Below are 19,368 nucleotides of genomic sequence, written 5' to 3'. Positions count from 1 at the left end.
CGATTCAGCCCTGAAGGACACATCATGAGCAAGGCCGTCATCGTTTCCACCGCACGCACGCCGCTGGCCAAGAGCTGGAAGGGCGCCTTCAATATGACCCATGGCGCGACGCTGGGCGGCCATGTGGTCAAGGCGGCCGTCGAGCGCGCCGGCATCGATGCCGGCCATGTGGAAGACGTGATCATGGGCTGCGCCTTCCCCGAGGGTGCCACCGGCAACAATATCGCCCGCCAGATTGCGCTGCGTGCCGGCCTGCCCATCACGGTCAGCGGCCTGACGGTGAACCGTTTCTGCTCCAGCGGCCTGCAGACGATTGCGCTGGCCGCGCAGCGCATCATCGCCGGCGAGGGCGATGTCTTCGTCGCCGGTGGCGTGGAGAGCATCTCCTGCGTGCAGCAGGAGATGAACAAGCACATGCTGAGCGACAGCTGGCTGGCCAAGAACAAGCCCGAGATCTACTGGAGCATGCTGCAGACGGCCGAGAACGTGGCCACGCGCTACAAGATTGCCAAGGAGCGCATGGACCACTTTGGCGCCGAAAGCCAGCAAAAGGCCTGTGCTGCACAGGCCGCCGGCAAGTTCGTCGATGAGATCGTGCCCATCACTGTGACCGCCGGCGTGGCCGACAAGGTGCTGGGCATGACGAGCAAGCAAGTGACCGTCAGCGTCGACGAAGGCCTGCGCGAGGGCACGACCTACGACGGCATCAAGAACCTGCGCTCGGCCCTGCCCGGCGGCGTGGTGACGGCGGGCACGCCAGCCAGTTCTCCGATGGCGCCGGCGCCTGCGTCGTCGTCAGCGAGGCCTATGCCGAGCAGCACGGCCTGAAGCCGCTGGGCCGCTTCCTCGGCTTTGCCGTGGCCGGCTGCGAGCCCGACGAAATGGGCATTGGCCCGGTCTTTGCCGTGCCCAAGGTGCTGAAAAAGCTGGGCCTGACCGTGGCCGACATCGATCTGTGGGAATTGAACGAGGCCTTCGCCGTGCAGGTGCTCTACTGCGCCGATACGCTGGGCATTCCGATGGATCGCCTGAACGTCAACGGTGGCGCAATTGCCGTTGGCCACCCCTACGGCGTGTCCGGCCAGCGCCTGACCGGCCATGCGCTGATCGAAGGCCGCCGCCGCGGCGCCAAGCGCGTCTGCGTGACCATGTGCATTGGCGGCGGCATGGGGGCGGCTGGCATCTTTGAAGTCTTGTGACCCACCCCCTGCTGGCTTCGCCAGCCCCCTCAAGGGGGCACGCCCGACCGCCCGGCGGAGCCGGATCGGCGGGCGTCGCTTGATGGGCGCCTGCCCCTTTCGCCGATGCCGCCCTGTTTGATGGAGCTTGCATGCACCAGACCCTGGATCTCCTGCTTCAAAAGGAAAGCTTGATATGACCGTCTCCCCCGAAGTCTTTCTGGCAATGGGCCGCGAGGTGCTGGGCCAGCAGGCCTTCAGCACTTTGCTCGGCGCCGAGTTGACGGCGCTGTCGCCGGGCCAGGTCGAGCTGCGGCTGGCGCTGACGGATCAGCTCAAACAGCAGAACGGCTTCGCCCATGGCGGCGTGATCAGCTATCTGGCCGATAACGCACTGACCTTTGCCGGCGGCACGGCGATGCAGGTGCCGGTGCTGACCTCGGAGTTCAAGATCAACTATGTGCGGCCCGGCGTCGGTGATCGGCTGATCGCGCGTGCCTCGGCGCTGGCGGTGAGCAAATCGCAGGCGGTGTGCCGCTGCGAGGTCTTTGCCCTCAGCGGCGGCGAGGAAAAGCTCTGTGCGCTGGCCCAGGGCACCATCGTCCGTCAAGGCTGACGGTGAGAGCTGACGGCTAGAACTGGCTGTTGGCGCTGAATTTTTGAAGGAGTGGCCATGCGCCAGACCCTGGATTTCCTGCTGAACGACTGGCTCAAGGTCAATGAACTGAACCAGCGGCCGCGCTTTGCCGAGCACAGCGGTGAGACCTTTGCCGCGGTGCTGGACACCTGCGAGAAGATTGCCCGCGAGAAGTTCGCGCCGGTCAATCGGCTGACCGATACCGAGGAGCCGCGTTTCGACGGCGAACGCGTGCATCTGCCAGCGGCCACACACGCGGCGCTGGCGGCCTATGTCGAGTCCGGCATGCTGGCGGCGGCGCAGGACTATGACACCGGCGGCATGCAGCTGCCCTGTGTGATCGAGATGGCGGCCAATGCCTTCTTCAGCATGGCCAATATCGCCATGGGCGGCTACGCGATGCTGACCAGCGGCAATGCCAATCTGCTGATGGCCCATGGCACGCCGCTGCAGCGCGAGGTCTTTGCCAAGAACGAGTTTTCCGGCCGCTGGTTCGGCACCATGTGCCTGTCCGAGCCGCAGGCGGGTTCGTCGCTGTCTGATGTGGCCACGCGTGCCGAGCCCGATGGCGAGGGCTTTGCAGCCGATGCGCTGGGGCCGCGCTACCGGCTCAAGGGCAACAAGATGTGGATCTCGGCCGGCGAGCATGAGATCAGCGAGAACATCATCCATCTGGTGTTGGCCAAGATTCCCGGGCCTGATGGCAAGACGCTGCCCGGCACCCGCGGCATCTCGCTGTTCATCGTGCCCAAGCACCTGGTCAACGAGCGCGGCGAATTGACGGGCGAGCGCAATGATGTGGCCCTGGCGGGGCTGAACCACAAGCTCGGTTATCGCGGCACGACCAACTGCCTGCTGAACTTCGGTGAAGGCCGCTTCAAGCCGGGCGGGCAGGGCGGCGCCATCGGCTATCTGGTCGGCAAGCCCGGCGAGGGCCTGAAGTGCATGTTCCACATGATGAACGAGGCGCGCATCGGCGTCGGCCTGGGCGCCACGATGCTGGGCTATGCCGGCTATGAGGCGAGCCTCGCCTATGCCCGGCAGCGCCCGCAGGGCCGGCCAATGACGCAGGCTGGCAAGGATGCCGCCTCGCCGCAGCGGCCCATCATCGAGCATGCTGACGTCAAGCGCATGCTGTTGGCGCAGAAGAGCTATGTCGAAGGTGCGCTGGCGTTGGAGCTGTTCTGCGCCCGGCTGGTCGACGAGCTGCACACCGCCAAGCCCGATGAGGCCGCGGCGGCCGGGCTTCTGCTCGAGGTGCTGATCCCGATCGCCAAGAGCTGGCCCAGCGAGTGGTGCCTGGAGGCCAACAGCCTGGCCATCCAGGTGCTGGGCGGCTATGGCTACACGCGCGATTTCCCGGTCGAACAGTACTGGCGCGACAACCGGCTGAACATGATTCACGAAGGCACTCATGGCATCCAGGCACTGGATCTGCTCGGGCGCAAGGTGGTGATGAATGGCGGCCAGGCACTGCTGGCCCTGGCCGGCCGCATCAACCAGACGGTGCAGCGGGCGCTGGCGGTGCCAGGTCTTGCCGAGGCCGCCAATCAGTTGGCCGGTGCGCTGGGGCAGGTCGGCAAGGCCACGAAATCAGCCTGGGCCAGCGGCCTGCCCGAGGAGGCGCTGGCCAATGCCACGCCCTATATGCAGGCCTTCGGCCATGTGGTGCTGGCCTGGCTGTGGCTGGACGTGGCGCTGGTGGCCCAGGGCGACAGCGATTTCGAGCGCGGCAAGCGGGCCGCGCAGCAGTACTTCTACCGCTACGAGCTGCCCAAGATTGCCGCCTGGCTGGCCGTGGCCGCCGCGCGCGAGCCGTTGACCCGCGAGATGCAGGACGCCTGGTTCTGAAGGCTTTTGGAACGGACCACAGAGACACGGAGACACAGAGGAATGCAGTTGCATGCCCTCTGTGTGTCTTTCTCTGCATCTCCATGTCTCTGTGGTCGATTTGTTTTCTTTCAAAGGAATCGGTGATGACAACAAGGAACGTACAAGCGCTGTTTGATCTGAGCGGCCAGGTGGCCCTGGTGACCGGCGGCTCGCGCGGCCTGGGCCTGCAGATCGCCGAGAGCCTGGGCGAGGCCGGCGCCAAGATCATGCTGAGTTCGCGCAAGGCCGCCGATCTGGAGGAGGCCGTTGCCCACCTGCAGGCCCGTGGCATCGATGCACGCTGGATTGCGGCGGACGCCGCCGACGAAGGCCAGGGCCGCGCCATCGTGAGCCAGACCATGGAGCGACTGGGCCAGATCGACATCCTGGTCAACAACGCCGGCGCCACCTGGGGTGCGCCGGCCGAGGAGCATCCGCTGGAGGCCTGGGACAAGGTGATGAACCTGAACATCCGCAGCCTCTTCGTCATCAGCCAGGAGGCCGCGCGCCAAAGCATGATTCCGCGCCGCTACGGCCGCATCATCAACGTCGCCTCGATCGCCGGCCTGGGCGGCAATCCGGCCGCGATGAAGACGATTGCCTACAACACCAGCAAGGGCGCGGCGGTGAACTTCACCCGCGCGCTGGCTGGCGAATGGGGGCGGCACGGCATCACCGTCAACGCGCTGGCGCCGGGCTTCTTCCCGAGCAAGATGACCAAGGGTCTGCTGGCCGCGCTGGGCGAAGACAATCTCGCCGCTGCCGCGCCGCTGGGCCGTATCGGCGATGATGAGGACTTGAAAGGCGCAGCGCTGTTGTTCGCCTCGCGGGCCGGCAAACACATCACCGGCCAGATCCTCGCGGTCGACGGCGGCGTCAGTGCCATTCATGGAGCTTAGACGGCCCACCCCCGAGGCGCTGCGCGCCACCCCCTTGAGGGGGCGAGCCTGGCGGACCGGCGGAGCCGGATCCGCGGGCTCCGCTGGGTCAGAGTGAAGCGAGGCGGGCGGACGCGGACAATGGACGAAAGATGAGTGAGAAGAGCAAGCTGAGTTTCCCGGTGCACATTCCCTTTGTGGAACAGCTCGGCTTCGAGCTGCACAGCCTGGGCGATGGCCAGGCCGAGTTGCGGGTGGACCTGAAGGAGGGCCATCTGAATTCCTGGGAGGTCGCTCATGGCGGCGTGCTGATGACGCTGCTCGATGTCGCCATGGCCCATGCGGCGCGCAGCGTGCACAAGCATCAGCCCGGCATGGGCCCGGGTGTGGTGACGATAGAAATGAAGACCAGCTTCATGCGCCCGGGCGAAGGTGAGTTGCGGGCGCTGGGCAAATTGCTACACCGCTCGACCACGATGGCCTTCTGCGAAGGCTCGGTGTTCGGCGAGGACGGGCAGCTGTGTGCCCATGCCACCGCCACCTTCAAGTACCTGAAGGCGCTGCCGGGGCGCGCCCGCAGCGTCAAGACGTTGCAGCGCCAGGACGATTCTGCTGGCTGAAACATCGCGATTCAAAGGGCGGGCCTTGGGCCGGTCAGCAGCGCTGGGAATTCTGTGAGTTCCGCGCATCTGATTCCATCAATGCAGGGCCTTCCCTCGCAGCGGCGGGCCTGGCGCCGCTTACGATGGGCGCCATGCGCAGTACCGTCGTGGGTTTCCTTTTTCTTGTTTGCCAGTTCTTGCTGCTGAGCCTGGGGGCAGCCTCTGCAGCGACCTCACCAGCTTCCGAGATTTCGCCCAGCTTCGAGGTGCAGTTCCGCAGCATCGCCGTGCCACAGAGCACGGTGCCAACGCTGGCACAGGATCGCGCCGGCTTCATCTGGGTGGCCACCGCGCGCGGCCTGACCCGTTACGACGGCTATCGCCTGCGCGCCATCGAGGCCGAGGGCGAGACCAGCGCCCAGCGCAATCTTGGCTGGGTGCGGGCGCTGGCGCCCTCACGCGATGGCCGGATGTGGATAGGGACCGAGTTCCGCGGCCTGATGGCCTATGACCCGGAGCAGGATCGCGTCGAACCGCATGGCGTGGGTCGTGGTGCTTCAAGCGCTTCAAGCGCCTCCGTTGCTGCCGCCGAGGCGCCCATCCGTTCGCCGATTCGTGCGCTGGGCGAAGACGCGCAGGGCGCCGTCTGGATCGGTACGCTCGGTCAAGGCCTGTTTCGCTACGTCCCGGCCGAGAGGCGCTACGAAGCACAGGCACTGCGCTGGCAGGGTGAAGCCGAGAACCGCGTGCTGGCCCTGTTGGTGGGGCGCGATGGCACCGTCTGGGTGGCTCATTGGCGCGGCCTGTCGCGCTTGCGCGCCGGGGCCGGTGCGCAATGGGAGTCGCTGTTCTTGCCCGGACTGCCCGCGGGCGCGCCGGTGCTGGCCCTGGGCGAGGCCAGCGACGCAGGCATCTGGCTGGGTACGCAGGACGGCCGCTTGGGACTGGTGAGGGATGATCAAGTGCGCTGGGTGCAGCAGGGTCTGGGCGGGCCGGTGCAGGCCCTGGCCGAGGCCAGCGATGGTCGTCTGTGGGTGGGCACCAAGGCCGGGCTGCTGTGGGTGAATCGGGCCAGTGGCGCGATCGAGGCCCGGCTGCGGCACGATCCGCGCCGCTTGAGCGGTCTGGCGGGCAACGACATCAGCGGCTTGCTGCGCGATCAGGTCGGCACGATGTGGGTCACCGGCTATGGGCTGGGCCTGCAGCGGCATCAGCACCATCCGGCCCTGGCCGTGCGCGGGCCGGACGCGGCGCCGGGCAGTCCCTTGGCAGAAGTCGATGTCCGTGCCTTGCTGGCCCTGCGCAATGGCGAGGTGCTGGCGCCAACGCAGGCCGGTCCGGTCGTCAGGCTGGATGGGCGCGAAGGCGGGCATCTGGCCACGCTGGGTGTGCTGGCGCGTGAACGCAAGGCGGTCGTCGATCAGCTCAACGAGGCCGCCGATGGCAGCCTCTGGCTGGCCTCGGCGGGCCGTCTGGAGCACCGCCATGCCAGCGGCCGCCTGCTGCGCGACTGGCCGCTCGATGGCGGGCGGGCGCAGCAAATTCTGCTGCGCAGCAATGGCGAGGTCTGGCTGGGCATGCAGGAAGGCCTGTACCGATTGCGCAGTGCCGAGGCCGATGCGCTGCAGCGTGTCCATCCGAGTGAGGGTCAGGCCTTGCATGGTGGCGTTTACGCACTGCTGGAAACACCGCAGGACGGCAGCATCTGGGTGGGTGGGCAGATGGGCCTGTTCCGTGAACGCCAGGGGCAGCTGTTGCCCGTGCCGCAGGCCCCCGGCGAGGGCCTGGCCAGCCCCGTGGTGATGGGATTGCTGCAGGGCCGCGATGGCACGATGTGGCTGGACACCCCGGTGGGTGGGCTGCACCGGCTGAGTGGCTGGGATGCGCAGGGCCGGGCTCGTTTTGAACGGATCGGCGAGCAGCACGGCATGGAGGGCGTGTTCGGCGCCAATCTGCACGAGGATGCGCAGGGCCGGATCTGGAGCCAGCTCTATGTCTACGACCCGCACAGCAACCAGGTGCAGGCCTTCGGGGCGGCAGAAGGGGCGTCCTTTGGCAGCTTCTGGTTCTTTGCCAGCGCCGAGTTGCCTGGAGGTGGCTTGCTATTCGGCGGCAGCCGGGGCCTGCTGCGCGTCGAGCCGGCCGCCTTCAAGCCGACGGCGGCGGCACTGCCCCTGGTGATCAGTGCGCTGCGCGTCAACGGGCAACCCTATCATCCCGCCAGTCTGAAAGAGGGACTCGAGCTGCCGGCCGGGACGCGCACGCTCGGTGTCGAGTTTGCCGGCCTGGACTATGCCGACCCGGGACGGCTGCGCTATCAGTACCGGCTGCTCGGCCTGGACAGCGATTGGACCAGTGCCGACACCAGCACACGCAATCCCAGCTTCGGCCCATTGAGCCCCGGTAGCTACACGCTGCAGATGCGCGCCACACTGCCGCTGGCCATCGGTGATGCCGCGCAGCTGGACCTGCCCATCGTCTTGCTGCCGGCATGGTGGCAAACGGTCTGGGCCAGGCTGGCGGGGCTGGCTGTGCTCTTGTTCAGCATCTGGGCTTGGGTGCGCTGGCGTACCCGCCGTTTGCGCCGGCGCGAGCTGGAACTGCAGGCCCTGGTCGACGAGCGCACCGCCGAGCTGCGTGAGGCCAGCCTGACCGATGCGCTGACCGGCCTGCGCAACCGTCGCTATCTGGAATTGCGCTTGGACGATGACCTGCGCCTGTGCCTGCGCCGCTTTGAAAGCAGCGAGCCGGGGCTGCCCGGGCCGGATGCCGATCTGCTGCTGATGCTGCTGGATCTGGACTACTTCAAGCGTATCAATGATGCCTACGGCCATGCGGCGGGTGACGCGGTGCTGGTGCAAATGGCCAAGCGGCTGCGCCAGGTGTTTCGCGATACCGATTCACTGGTGCGCTGGGGCGGCGAAGAGGTGCTGGTGCTGGTGCGCGAGACCCAGCGCGACGATGCCGCCGAGTTGGCGGCTCGGGTCTGTGCCGCCGTGCGCGAGCAGCCTTTCGAGATTGCCCCAGGGCAGTCGGTGCGGGTCACCGTGTCGATTGGCTTCGCCGCCTATCCGCTGGATCCGTCACAGCCACGGGCCTGGGATTGGCAATCCAGCCTGGGCCTGGCCGACTCGGCGCTCTACGCGGCCAAGGCGCAAGGACGGGACGGCTATGTTGGCGCGCTGCGTGCCGACGGGCTTAGGCCCGGTGAGGGGCCCAGTGAGCTGGCGGAGTGGCAGCGTGCGGAGCGTCTGCAGGTCAGGTTCAGCCAGCCCGCGCCCCCCAAGGGCTGACGAGCGCTAGAGCCGCTGCAGTCGCGGCATTTGCGCTCAAGCCCTTGCAAAGAAAAAACCGGCACCTGGTGCCGGCTTGCTGTGTTCACTCAGTCTGACCATCTGGCACAGCCGAGCGATGGGCCAAGCGCCATGCCGGCCTTAGAAACTTTCCCAGTCATCGTTGTGATCGCTGGTGGCTGAAGGCGCGGGGCTGGCCGCAGCACGTGCAGGCCGAGGAGCCGGGCTTTGCGCAGCGGCCGCTGGCGGCGCTGGGCGGGGCGCAGGAGCCCGCGCGGCGGCAGCCCGAGGTGCAGGCACGCTGGCCGTGCGGGGCTTGCTGTGTGCGGCGGGCCGGTGGCTGGAAGCCGGGGCAGCATGGTGGCTGAGCTTGAAGATGGACACCGCCTGCACCAGCTGGTCGGCCTGATTGCGCAGGCTCTCGGCGGCCGCAGCGCTTTCTTCCACCAAGGCGGCATTCTGCTGCGTCACCTTGTCCATTTGGGTGATGGCCTCGCCGACCTGGCCGACGCCCGAGCTCTGTTCACGGCTGGCTGAGCTGATCTCGCCAACGATGTCGGTCACACGCCGGATGGCGCTGACGATTTCTTCCATCGTCTGGCCGGCACGGTCGACCAGCTGCGTGCCTTGCTCGACCCGCTCGACGCTGGCACCGATCAAGGCCTTGATCTCCTTGGCCGCTTCGGCGCTGCGCTGGGCCAGCGAGCGAACCTCGCTGGCAACGACGGCAAAGCCACGCCCCTGCTCGCCGGCCCGCGCGGCTTCCACCGCGGCATTCAGCGCCAGGATATTGGTCTGGAAGGCGATGCCGTCGATGACGCCGATGATGTCCGAGATGCGGCGCGAACTCTCGTTGATGCCCTTCATCGTCTCGACCACCTGGCCCACCACCTCGCCGCCCTGCGTGGCCACCTGCGAGGCGCCATGTGCCAGCTGGTTGGCCTGGGCGGCGTTGTCGGCGGTGTTGCGCACGGTGGAGCCGAGCTGGTCCATCGTCGCCGCGGTTTGTTCCAGCGCGCTGGCCTGCTCCTCGGTGCGCTGGCTCAGGTCGGCATTGCCCTGGGCGATCTGGGCGCTGGCGGTGGCCACGCTTTCGGAGTTGGAGCGCACCGAGCTGACGATGTCCAGCAGCCGCGCACGCATGGTTTCCAGCGCCTGCACCAGCTGGGCCGTCTCGTCCTTGCCATGGGACTCCAGGGCTTGGCTCATATCGCCCTCACTCATCCGGTGGGCGGCTTCCAGCGCTTTTTGCAGCGGTGAGGTGACATGGCGGGAAATCGCAATGCCCAGGCCAACACCGACGCCCAGGCCCAGCAGCATCAGCACCAGCATGGTGTTGCGGCTGCTTTCATACAGTACCGTGTTGTCGTCGGAGATTTTCTTGGCCTCGGCATCCTGGAACTTGAGCAGTTCGCTGAGCTTGGCGCCGGTAACCTGAACCTGCGGGAACAAGGTGGCGTCCATGAACTTCAGGGCCGGGTTGGAAGTCGTCAAATCGCTGGAAGTGATCAACTTGTCCATTTCAGCCAGGGCGATCTCGTACTTCGCGATCTCGTCCATCACGGCCTTGTTCAGCTGGCGCTCCTTGTCACCTTCGGCCAGCTTGGCGGCGGCATCCATCCGTGCCTTGACCTGGGCCATGCCTTTCTTCATCGCCTCTCGCGCGGCCTCTCGCTGTTCGGCCGTTGTGGCCAGCAGGGCATTGCGCACCGAGCGCGTGACCTTGACCAGTTCGAGCTCGGCGTCCTTCAGTGTGACCAGGCTCGTCAAGCCGTTCTCGTAGAGGCTGGTGTCGGCGTCGTTCAGTCGATTCATATTGCGAATCGCGAAGGCACCCAGCGCCAGCCCGATCATGGCAACCAGCACGAAGGCGGCGACCAGCTTCACCTGGATTTTGTAGTCGGACAACTGCATCATGAACCTTTCCAGCGGGGAGGCAGTACCGGGCGCGCCACGACCTCAGCCGTTGCACGAACTCAGTCAATGCATCGGCCGGCCAGTGCCAGACTTGAGCTGAAACTTGTCGCCGATCGCGTGATCGGGGCCCTAGCGGCCCAGCCAGAGCTGGCTGTCTATGGCTGGTAAGCCCGATGGCAAGGGGAAATCCAGCTCGATGATGGTGCGGCGCTTGAGCTGGGCGCGTTGAACGATGTCGCCGAACTCGCGCACGAACAAGGCCTTGAAGGACCCATCGGCCAGCACCAGCTCGAAGGCACGCTGCAGGCGCTGGTGCAGCGCCCGATCGTCAGGATGGAGCATCAGATAGACCGGAAAGGCATAGTGCAGGGCCAGATGGGGTTCAACGATCAGCGGGCTGCCCGCCGGTTGTTCGGCCAGCTCGGCCCAGGCCTCGTGAAGACCGCGATGGAAATAGTCGAAGCGGCCGGCCTCGAGCATGGCCATCAGCGTCTTGCTGTTGTTTGCGCCAACGACGGGGAGCTGGTTGCGCTCGAACAACACGAAATCGCTCCACTGCCGGCCAAAGCCGCCTTTGAGCTGTCGCAAGTCAGCGAGGCTGTGCACGTCGGCAAAACGGGCCGTGTCCTTTCGGTTGATCAGCAACAAGCGGTAGCCCAGCATGCCCTGGTGCAGGTCGATGGGGATGACGGCCAGTTCGGCAAGGCGTTGTGGTGTGGGCGGCAGATACACGACATCCACTTCGCGCTCACGCAGCAGGCCCAGGCAGCGATCTTGTGCAGGGTCGCCGCCCTTGCTCCAGGGCAGCAGACGGTTGTGCTCACCGACGCGGCTGGTTTTGTCCAGCAGCAGCTGCAACAGGGCCATGCGGTAGCCATAGCGAGCCGCATCGGTTTGACACAGCCTCAGCGTCACCGCCACGGCGTTGCTCTGCAGCAGCGACAGCAGCAGCGCGAACAGCAGGCCGCGCAGGGCTCGGGACTTCAACATCGTCGGGTTGGACTCGTTGGGCGGACTCTTGGTCCAACGTATTCGTGGGCTCCCCCGCAGTGCCCATTGTGCGCATGAATCGCCGGGCGGAGATCTGATCTTGAAGCGAACGATCGTGCTTTTTTGTCACCCGTGGGACGCCAGGGCCATGGCACGCGTGATTCAATGCGCAGGTCGTCAAGGCGCGCCATGCAGCGACTGCGGTGCGCCCGATTGAAAAGCAATTGAACAGGAGCCCCCATGAGCCACGTCAACCGTCAGATCCAGCTGGTCTCGCGCCCCCAGGGCGAGCCCACGGCCGACAACTTCCGCCTGGTCGAAGCGGCGGTGCCGGCCTTGAGCGAGGGCCAGGTGCTGGTGCGCAACCACTTCCTGAGCCTCGATCCCTATATGCGCGGCCGCATGAACGATGGCAAGAGCTATGCACAGCCGCAACCGCTCAATGAGGTGATGCTGGGCGGCACCGTCGGCGAGGTGGTCGAGTCCAGGAACGAGCACTTCAAGGTCGGCGACAAGGTCGTCGGCATGGGCGGCTGGCAGGAGTACCAGCTGGTTGACGCCAGCCAGCGCGGCGTGCTGCAAAAGGTCGACACCACGCATGTGCCGCTGTCGGCCTATCTGGGTGCGGTCGGCATGCCCGGCGTGACCGCCTGGTACGGCCTGGTCAAGATCATCAACCCGAAGGCGGGTGAGACGGTGGTCGTCAGCGCGGCCAGCGGGGCGGTCGGCAGCGTCGTCGGCCAGTTGGCCAAGGCGCGCGGCGCGCGGGCCGTGGGCATTGCCGGTGGTGCGGACAAATGCCGTTATGTCGTCGAGGAGCTGGGGTTTGATGCCTGCATCGACTACAAGGAACATCGCGATATGAAGTCGCTGTCTGCAGCGCTGAAGGCGGCCTGCCCCGATGGCATTGATGGCTACTTCGAGAACGTTGGCGGCATCATCCTTGACGCGGTGCTGCTGCGTGCCAATGCCTTCAGCCGCGTCGCCATGTGCGGCATGATTTCCGGCTACAACGGCGAGCCGATTCCGATGGCCGCGCCGCAGCTGATTCTTGTCAACCGGATGAAGGTCGAAGGCTTCATCGTCTCCGAGCATATGGAAGTCTGGCCAGAGGCGCTGAAGGAGCTGGGCACCATGGTGGCCACCGGCAAGCTGAAGTTCCGCGAGAGCGTGGCCGAGGGCATTGCCGCGGCGCCCGAGGCCTTTCTGGGCCTGCTCAAGGGCAAGAACTTCGGCAAACAGCTGGTCAAGCTGGTCTGATGCGCTGGGAGTGCCAGCGTTTTTGTGCGCTCAGCGGCGCGGCCTTGTACGAGCTGCTGAGCTTGCGTGCCGAGGTCTTTGTCGTCGAGCAGCGCTGCATCTACCAGGACCTGGACGGGCTTGACCCGGATCTCTGGCATCTGCGCGGCCTGGACGAGGCCAGCGGCCAGCTGCTGGCCTATGCCCGCTTGCTGCCGCCCGGGGCCAAGGGTGCGGCACAGAGCGAGCCGATGATAGGCCGGGTGCTCACCGCCCCCCAGGCCCGCGGCAGCGGTCAGGGCCGGGCGTTGATGCAGCAGGCGCTGCTGCACTGCGAGCGCCTGTGGCCGGGGCAGGCCGTGGCGCTGAGTGCCCAGGCCCATCTGCAGGACTTCTACGCCAGCCTGGGCTTTGTGCCCTGCTCGGCGGTCTATGACGAAGACGGCATCGCGCACATCGATATGCGCCGGGAGTCACAGGTTTGAACGACTTGATTCTTCATCACTACGCCGGTTCGCCCTTCTCCGAGAAGATGCGGCTGATCATGGGCTTCAAGGGCTTGAGCTGGCACAGCGTCACCGTGCCGGTGATGTTGCCCAAGCCGGATGTGGCGGCGCTCACCGGCGGCTACCGGCGCACACCGTTTCTGCAGATCGGCGGCGATGTGTTCTGCGACACCGCGCTGATGTGCCGGGTGATTGAGGCCTTGCATCCGCAGCCCTCGCTGTATCCTGCAGCCTCGGCAGGTGCGGCCGAGATCCTGGCCCAGTGGGCCGACAGCGATCTGTTCTGGGCCGCCATTCCCTACACGATGCAGCCGGCCGGCGCTGCGGCCATCTTCGCTGGTGCACCGCCGGAATTCCTGCAAGCCTTTGCGGCTGATCGCGCGGCGATGACGGCCGGCATGAAGCGGCCCAGCACGCGCGATGCGGCCGCGGCCTTGGCGAGCTATCTGCAGCGCCTCGAGGCGCTGCTGGCCGATGGCCGGCCCTATCTGCTCGGTGAGCAGGCCTGCGTGGCCGATTTCGCCGTCGTGCAAAGCCCCTGGTACATCCGCCGGGCGCCGCCGGTCGCGGGCATGCTGGCGCCGTTCACACGACTGGCCGCCTGGTATGAGCGCGTGGCTGCCTTTGGCCATGGCCAGGCTGAGAAGCTCGACAGCGAAGCGGCCATCGCCATTGCTCGCAGCCAGGGGCCGGGGTGGCCGGTGCAGGTCGAGCCGGGGCTGGGATTCGAGGCCGGCCAACCCGTGAACGTCAGCGCCACCGATTACGCCAGCGACGTCATCGCCGGCAAGCTGGTCGGCCTCAGCGCCGGGCAGATCACGCTGAGCCGCCAGGACGAGCGCGCCGGCACCGTGCACGTGCATTTCCCGCGCATCGGCTATGCCTTGCGCAGCCAAGATCAGTGAGGCATTCGATGAAGCAATACCAAGGCAAGACAGCGGTCATCACCGGCGCAGGCTCGGGCTTCGGCCTGGAAGTGGCTCGCCTGGCCGCCGCGCGCGGCATGAATCTGGTGCTCTGCGATGTGCAGGCCGATGCGCTGGAACGCGCCACGGCCGAATTCGCCGGCCATCAGGTCCTGGCCCAGCGTGTTGACGTGGCCAAGGCCGATCAGATGGAGGCCTTGGCCGCGGCCGTGCAGGCCCGTTTTGGCGCCCCGCATTTCGTTTTCAACAATGCCGGCGTCGGCTCCGGCGGCCTGATCTGGGAGAACACCCTGGCCGATTGGGAATGGGTGCTGGGCGTGAACCTGATGGGCGTGGTCCACGGCGTTCGCCTGTTCACGCCGATGATGCTGGCCGCCGCCGAGGCCGATCCCGCGTATGAAGGCCATATCGTCAACACCGCCTCGATGGCCGGCATGGTGAACGCGCCGAATATGGGCGTTTACAACGTCTCCAAGCATGCGGTGGTGTCCTTGAGCGAGACGCTGTATCAAGACCTGGCCCTGGTCACCCAGCGGATCCACTGCTCGGTGCTGTGCCCCTTCTTCGTGCCCACCGGCATCTCGCAAAGCCATCGCAACCGGCCGGGCGAGTTCGCGATGACGAAGCCGACCAAGAGCCAGCTGATCTCGCAGGCCATGAGCGACAAGGCGGTCAGCTCGGGCAAGGTCACGGCCGCCGAGGTCGCGGCCATGGTCTTCGCCGCGACGGACGACGAGCAGTTCTACATCTTCAGCCACCCCAAGGTGCTGTCCGGCGTGCAGACGCGTTGCGAGGATGTGATGCAGCTGCGCAATCCGAGCAGCCCGTTCAAGGACAAGCCGGAGCTCGGCGAGCACATCGCCGAGTTGCTGCGCGGCGCCTGAGCTGGCCTGCACTGGCCACTGGCTTGTTAGCATCGAGGCCGCGGCGAGGCGGCCAAGGGCACGCTGCTGCAGCGGAGGACGTGCATGCGGCGGGTTGAACTCTTTATCGATGAGCAGCAACTCGCGCTGCTCGAACAGGCTTACCAGGCGGCCTGCAGCGCGCAGGAGTGCCTGGAGACTGCCCTGCATCTGGCCTGGCACCTGCGGCAACGCGACACGTCGCGCGCGCTGCAGCTGGTGGAAGTCGCCGAGTCGCGGCTGGCCGCCGCCAAACTGCCGGCTGCCGAGGGGCGAGCCGTATTGGCACGGCTGGACTTGGTGCGCGGCGAGCACGCCTTGCTGCTTGGCCAGTTCGAGCTCGCGAGTCAGAAAGCGGATCTGGCTATGGCGGGTTTTGCCGCCTGTGCCGATGTCACCGGGCAGGCCGACGCCTGGCTTTTGCTGGCCGAAATGCATTTCGCATTGGGCAATCAGAGAGGCGTTGACGAGGCTCTGGAGGCCGTACTCGATGCCGCCGAGCCTGAGGCGAACAGGCGCTGGATGGCGCGCGCCTATGTCGTTCGAATGGCGCTGTATCGCGGTGCCTTTGAAGGTCTTGACGAAGCCCAGCATGCGCTCGACTTTGGTGCCGGCGCCGGCACCGCCATGCGTGCCTTGAGCGAATTCACCCTGGCTGCTCATGCGGCGCGCGCAGCTCGCTGGCGAGCCGCCATAGAGCATGCCATTGCAGCAGGCGAGTGCGCCATGGCCACAGGGCAGAAGCGCCTGGCGGTGATCGCCGCGGGCAATGTGAGTGATGCCTACGCCTATCTGAACGATCCGGGCAACGGCTTGATCTGGGCGCAGCACAGCCTGGAACTCGCCCGTGCGCTCGGCGCGCCCTATGTGCTGGGACTGGCGATGTCGCAGACGGCGGCCAGATTGGCCGAGCTGGGTCATTTGGATGCCGCCCAGGCCTTGCTGATCGACTCATTGGCCATGCAGCAGCCGGGCTCCCGATTGCATGGCCTGAGTCTGCGCCGACTGGGCGATCTGGAGCGTCAACGCGGTGAGGACGCGCAGGCCCTGGTGCATTACCAGAGCCTACAGCGTGCCGCACTTGCTCAGGGTCACAGTGATTTGTGGCTGCGTGTACAGATCGATGTCGTCAGGTGCCTTCTCGCGCTCGGTCGGATCGACGAGGCGGCGGCGCAGGCGCGAGCGTTGCTGGACTTGCCGACGGCGCTGAAGAACGATCAGGTCGCTGCGCTGATGGTGCTGGCGCGCGCCACCGTTCTCGCTGCACCCGAGGGCGCCGTTCGGTCTGCGCACTTGCGGCAGTCGCTGCTGTACTTGCAGCAGGCGTTGGACATGGCGAGGGGCATTGACGGTTATCGACTGCCCGTCGAGTTGCTGCAGCAATTGGCCCAAACTCATGCAGCGCTGGGCGACTACGAGCAAGCCTATGCCGCCGATCAACTTGCCTGGCAGGCGAATCGTGAGCTCCAGGGGCATGAGTTGAAACAGCGTGCCGTGGCGGTGCAGTTGGAGCAGGAGGGGCAGCGAGCAAGGGCTGAGCTGGCGCGGCTGCGCGAGGAATCGCGCGCTGAGGCATTGCGGGCCGAAGCGCTGCAGCAGTCGAAGACAACACTGGAGCAACTGGCGGCAGTGGGCCGCGAGATCACTGCTTCTCTGGAGTTTGAATCGATTTTCGCGGCGCTCCAGATCCATGCGAACTCGATGCTGCCGTTGGACAGCCTGACGCTGTTCCGTGTGGACAGCCTCGCGGGCCGGCTGGAGCTGCTCTATGGCATGGAAGCCGGTGAGCGGATCGCGCCGCTGAGCTATGCGCTCGATGACCCGCAGCGCCGCGCGCCACGCTGCGCCCGAGAAGGCATTGACATCGTGGTTCACGACGACAACGACCCGCGCCTGGTGATCGCCGGCACGCGCCACACCCGCAGCAAGATCTACACCCCACTGCGCCAAGGTGATCGCGTACTTGGCGTGTTGAGCGCCCAGGCCTTTCGCGCTGGCGCCTTCGGCGAGCGCGAGCTGGCCATCATGCGCAGCCTCGGCGCCTATGCGGCGATCGCGCTGGCCAATGTTGAGGCGCAGGCGGTGCGTGTTCAGCAGGAGAAGCTGGCGTCCCTGGGCCAGCTGGTTGCCAATGTGGCCCATGAGATCAACACGCCGATTGCCGCGATCAAGGGCAGTGGCGAGAACCTGCGTGAGGCGCTGAGCGCCAGCTTGCTGACACTGCCGGCGCTGCTGCGCAGCCTCGATGTCGAAGCCTTGCAGCGCTTCCTGGACTGGATCAAGCTTTTGGACCGACCACCTCGCTGGCTGGGCTCGCGAGAGGAACGGGCATTGCAACGACAGCTGGCCCAGCGCCTGCAGGAACTCGGTGTGCCCGATGTACAGCGCTGTGCCGAGCTGTTGGTGCAGATGCGTTGCGACGATCAGCTGGAGGCCCTGCTGCCCTTGCTGAGGCATGCGCAGCAGGCGCGGCTGTTGCAAGGGGCGCTCGGCCTGTCGCAACTGTTTGTCAACGCCGACAACATCGGCCGTGCAGTCGAGCGGGTCGGCAAGATCGTCTTCTCGCTGCGCAGCTATGCGCGCATCGATGCCGGTGCCAGCCCGGTGCTGGCCGATGTGCGTGAAGGTCTGGAACTGGCGCTGACGCTATGTCAGCACCAATTGCGTCGCGGCATCGAGCTGGAGACTTGTTTCGAGCCGGTTCCACGCCTGCTCTGTTGGCCTGATGAGCTCAACCAGGTCTGGAGCAATTTGATCCACAACGCGCTGCAGGCGATGCCGCAGGGAGGCCGGCTGCGCCTGGCATTGCGCCAGCAGGGTGAGCTGTTGCATGTCGAGTGCCAGGACAGCGGAACCGGCATCGATCCCGCGGTGCTGCCGCGCATCTTCGAGCCCTTTTTTACAACCAAGGGCATCGGCGAAGGGAGCGGCCTGGGCCTGGACATCGTGCAGCGCGTCGTCAAACGCCACGGTGGGCAGATCGAGGTTGGCAGTGAACCGGGGCTGGGAACACGTTTTCTTGTCAGCCTGCCGCTGCCACCAGCGCCTGACTGATCTCTGTCACACTGTCGCCCCCCGTACGCACTTTGTCTTGCCACATGCCGCAGTCCATCGCCAGCCCAGTTCCTCAGCGCCATGCCATCGTCATTGGCGGTGGTCCGGCTGGCTTGATGGCGGCAGAGCGGCTGCAGGCGGCAGGGCTGCAAGTCGATGTCTATGACGCCATGCCCTCGGTCGGCCGCAAATTCCTGCTGGCCGGCAAGGGTGGGCTCAACCTCACTCATTCCGAGCCGGAAGAACAGTTCAACAGCCGCTTTGCCGAGCGCTGCGAACAGGTCTCGGCCTGGCTGCGTCATCTGGATGGACCGGGCCTGCGGCGCTGGGCCGAAGGGCTGGGGGTTGAAACCTTTGTCGGCAGTTCGGGGCGGGTCTTTCCGGTCAGCATGAAGGCAGCACCGCTGCTGCGTGCCTGGCTGTCGCGGCTGCGCGAGTCCGGGGTGCGCTTTCATATGCGGCACCACTGGCTGGGCTGGAACGAGGCCCGCGAGCTGCGCTTTGCGCATGGCGGTGAGGAGATCACCGTTGCTGCCGACGTGCTGGTGCTGGCCCTCGGCGGCGCCTCGTGGCCACAGCTGGGCTCCAATGCCGGCTGGGTGCCGGTGCTGGCAGCCCGGGGGGTCGACATCGCCGGGCTCAGGCCAGCCAATTGCGGCTTCGACCTCGGATTGGCGCGAGCTGGTGCAGGGCGTGCAGGCTGGAGCCCGCTCTTTGTGGAGCGCTTCGCTGGTCTGCCGGTCAAGCCGGTCGCGCTGTACTTGGAGGGCCGCAGCGGCCGCCGCTTCGAACGGCAAGGCGAGTTCGTCATCACGGCCAGCGGTATCGAGGGCTCATTGATCTACGCCGCCTCGGCACTGCTGCGCGATGAGATCGAGGAGTTTGGCGAGGCGCTGATCCATCTCGACCTGCTGCCCGATCGCAGCGTCGACTTTGTGAGCGCTGAAGTAGCACGGCCGCGAGGCTCGCGTTCGATGTCTACCCATCTGAAGAGCCGGCTCGGCATCGAGGGCTTGAAGGCCGGCCTGCTGCATGAGGTCTTGAGCAAAGAGGAGTACGGCGATCCGATGACGCTGGCGGCCGTGCTCAAGCGCCTGCCGCTGCGTCTGGCAGCGCCGCGGCCGATGGCCGAGGCGATCAGCACCGCGGGCGGGGTCCGCCTGGAAGGCATGGACGGGACGCTGATGTTGCAACAGTTGCCCGGTGTCTTCTGCGCCGGCGAGATGCTGGACTGGGAAGCACCGACCGGTGGTTATCTGCTCACCGCCAGCATGGCCAGCGGCTGGGTGGCCGGCGAGGGCGCTGCCGCCTACCTGCGCCAACGCTGACATCGTGCCGTCACCATGCTGACTTGAGCGCTGCCGATACTGCCGC

Annotated in this window: 13 protein-coding genes and 1 pseudogene; 12 read left to right on the top strand and 2 right to left on the bottom strand. The window is 66.3% G+C overall.

Annotated elements, in window-relative coordinates:
* The first annotated feature begins 24 nt into the window (after positions 1-24).
* The 6 genes and pseudogenes from RQP53_RS04865 (at position 25) to RQP53_RS04840 (ending at position 8,460) form a co-directional block, all read left to right on the top strand.
* Positions 25-1,199: pseudogene (locus RQP53_RS04865) on the top strand (acetyl-CoA C-acyltransferase).
* A 175-nt stretch (positions 1,200-1,374) separates the two neighbouring features.
* Positions 1,375-1,794, top strand: a complete 420-nt coding sequence (locus tag RQP53_RS04860) for a PaaI family thioesterase (protein ID WP_315649006.1) — start codon at positions 1,375-1,377, stop codon at positions 1,792-1,794.
* A 51-nt stretch (positions 1,795-1,845) separates the two neighbouring features.
* A complete protein-coding gene (locus tag RQP53_RS04855) occupies positions 1,846-3,666 on the top strand; it encodes an acyl-CoA dehydrogenase (protein WP_315649005.1) in 1,821 nt (606 codons plus the stop codon).
* A gap of 125 nt (positions 3,667-3,791) precedes the next feature.
* Entirely contained in the window at positions 3,792-4,586 is a 795-nt protein-coding gene (locus tag RQP53_RS04850) for an SDR family oxidoreductase (protein WP_315649003.1), read from the top strand.
* A 131-nt stretch (positions 4,587-4,717) separates the two neighbouring features.
* The gene (locus tag RQP53_RS04845) at positions 4,718-5,185 is read left to right on the top strand and encodes a PaaI family thioesterase (protein ID WP_315649002.1); all 468 of its coding nucleotides are present in this window, start codon (positions 4,718-4,720) and stop codon (positions 5,183-5,185) included.
* Positions 5,186-5,319: 134 nt separating this feature from the next.
* Positions 5,320-8,460: a ligand-binding sensor domain-containing diguanylate cyclase gene (locus RQP53_RS04840; RefSeq protein WP_315649000.1), complete on the top strand. Its 3,141-nt coding sequence runs from the start codon at positions 5,320-5,322 to the stop codon at positions 8,458-8,460.
* 141 nt (positions 8,461-8,601) lie between these two features.
* Here the strand turns inward: RQP53_RS04840 and RQP53_RS04835 are convergent, their stop codons facing one another.
* Both RQP53_RS04835 and RQP53_RS04830 read right to left on the bottom strand, forming a co-directional pair.
* On the bottom strand, positions 8,602-10,377 hold the full coding sequence (locus tag RQP53_RS04835) for a methyl-accepting chemotaxis protein (RefSeq protein WP_315648998.1): 1,776 nt from the start codon (positions 10,375-10,377) through the stop codon (positions 8,602-8,604).
* A gap of 129 nt (positions 10,378-10,506) precedes the next feature.
* Entirely contained in the window at positions 10,507-11,367 is an 861-nt protein-coding gene (locus RQP53_RS04830; RefSeq protein ID WP_315648997.1) for a transporter substrate-binding domain-containing protein, read from the bottom strand.
* 240 nt (positions 11,368-11,607) lie between these two features.
* Between RQP53_RS04830 and RQP53_RS04825 the strand changes: the two genes are divergently transcribed.
* The 6 genes from RQP53_RS04825 (at position 11,608) to RQP53_RS04800 (ending at position 19,322) form a co-directional block, all read left to right on the top strand.
* Positions 11,608-12,627: an NADP-dependent oxidoreductase gene (locus RQP53_RS04825; protein WP_315648995.1), complete on the top strand. Its 1,020-nt coding sequence runs from the start codon at positions 11,608-11,610 to the stop codon at positions 12,625-12,627.
* Entirely contained in the window at positions 12,627-13,091 is a 465-nt protein-coding gene (locus tag RQP53_RS04820; RefSeq protein ID WP_315648993.1) for a GNAT family N-acetyltransferase, read from the top strand. The genes RQP53_RS04825 and RQP53_RS04820 overlap by 1 nt, the downstream gene beginning before the upstream one ends.
* Complete coding sequence (locus RQP53_RS04815; RefSeq protein ID WP_315648991.1) at positions 13,088-14,017, top strand: glutathione S-transferase family protein; 930 nt, start codon at positions 13,088-13,090, stop codon at positions 14,015-14,017. Before RQP53_RS04820 ends, RQP53_RS04815 begins: the two co-directional genes overlap by 4 nt.
* A gap of 8 nt (positions 14,018-14,025) precedes the next feature.
* Positions 14,026-14,922, top strand: coding sequence for an SDR family oxidoreductase (locus RQP53_RS04810; RefSeq protein ID WP_315648989.1), 897 nt, complete (start codon positions 14,026-14,028; stop codon positions 14,920-14,922).
* An 84-nt stretch (positions 14,923-15,006) separates the two neighbouring features.
* The gene (locus RQP53_RS04805; RefSeq protein ID WP_315648988.1) at positions 15,007-17,994 is read left to right on the top strand and encodes an ATP-binding protein; all 2,988 of its coding nucleotides are present in this window, start codon (positions 15,007-15,009) and stop codon (positions 17,992-17,994) included.
* Positions 17,995-18,038: 44 nt separating this feature from the next.
* Positions 18,039-19,322, top strand: a complete 1,284-nt coding sequence (locus RQP53_RS04800; RefSeq protein WP_315648986.1) for a TIGR03862 family flavoprotein — start codon at positions 18,039-18,041, stop codon at positions 19,320-19,322.
* The last annotated feature ends 46 nt before the right edge of the window (positions 19,323-19,368 follow it).

Origin of the sequence: Roseateles aquae (assembly GCF_032337115.1) — a bacterium.
In the GTDB taxonomy this organism is placed as follows: Bacteria; Pseudomonadota; Gammaproteobacteria; order Burkholderiales; family Burkholderiaceae_C; genus Roseateles_C; species Roseateles_C aquae.
This window is presented reverse-complemented; position numbering and strand designations above follow the sequence as displayed.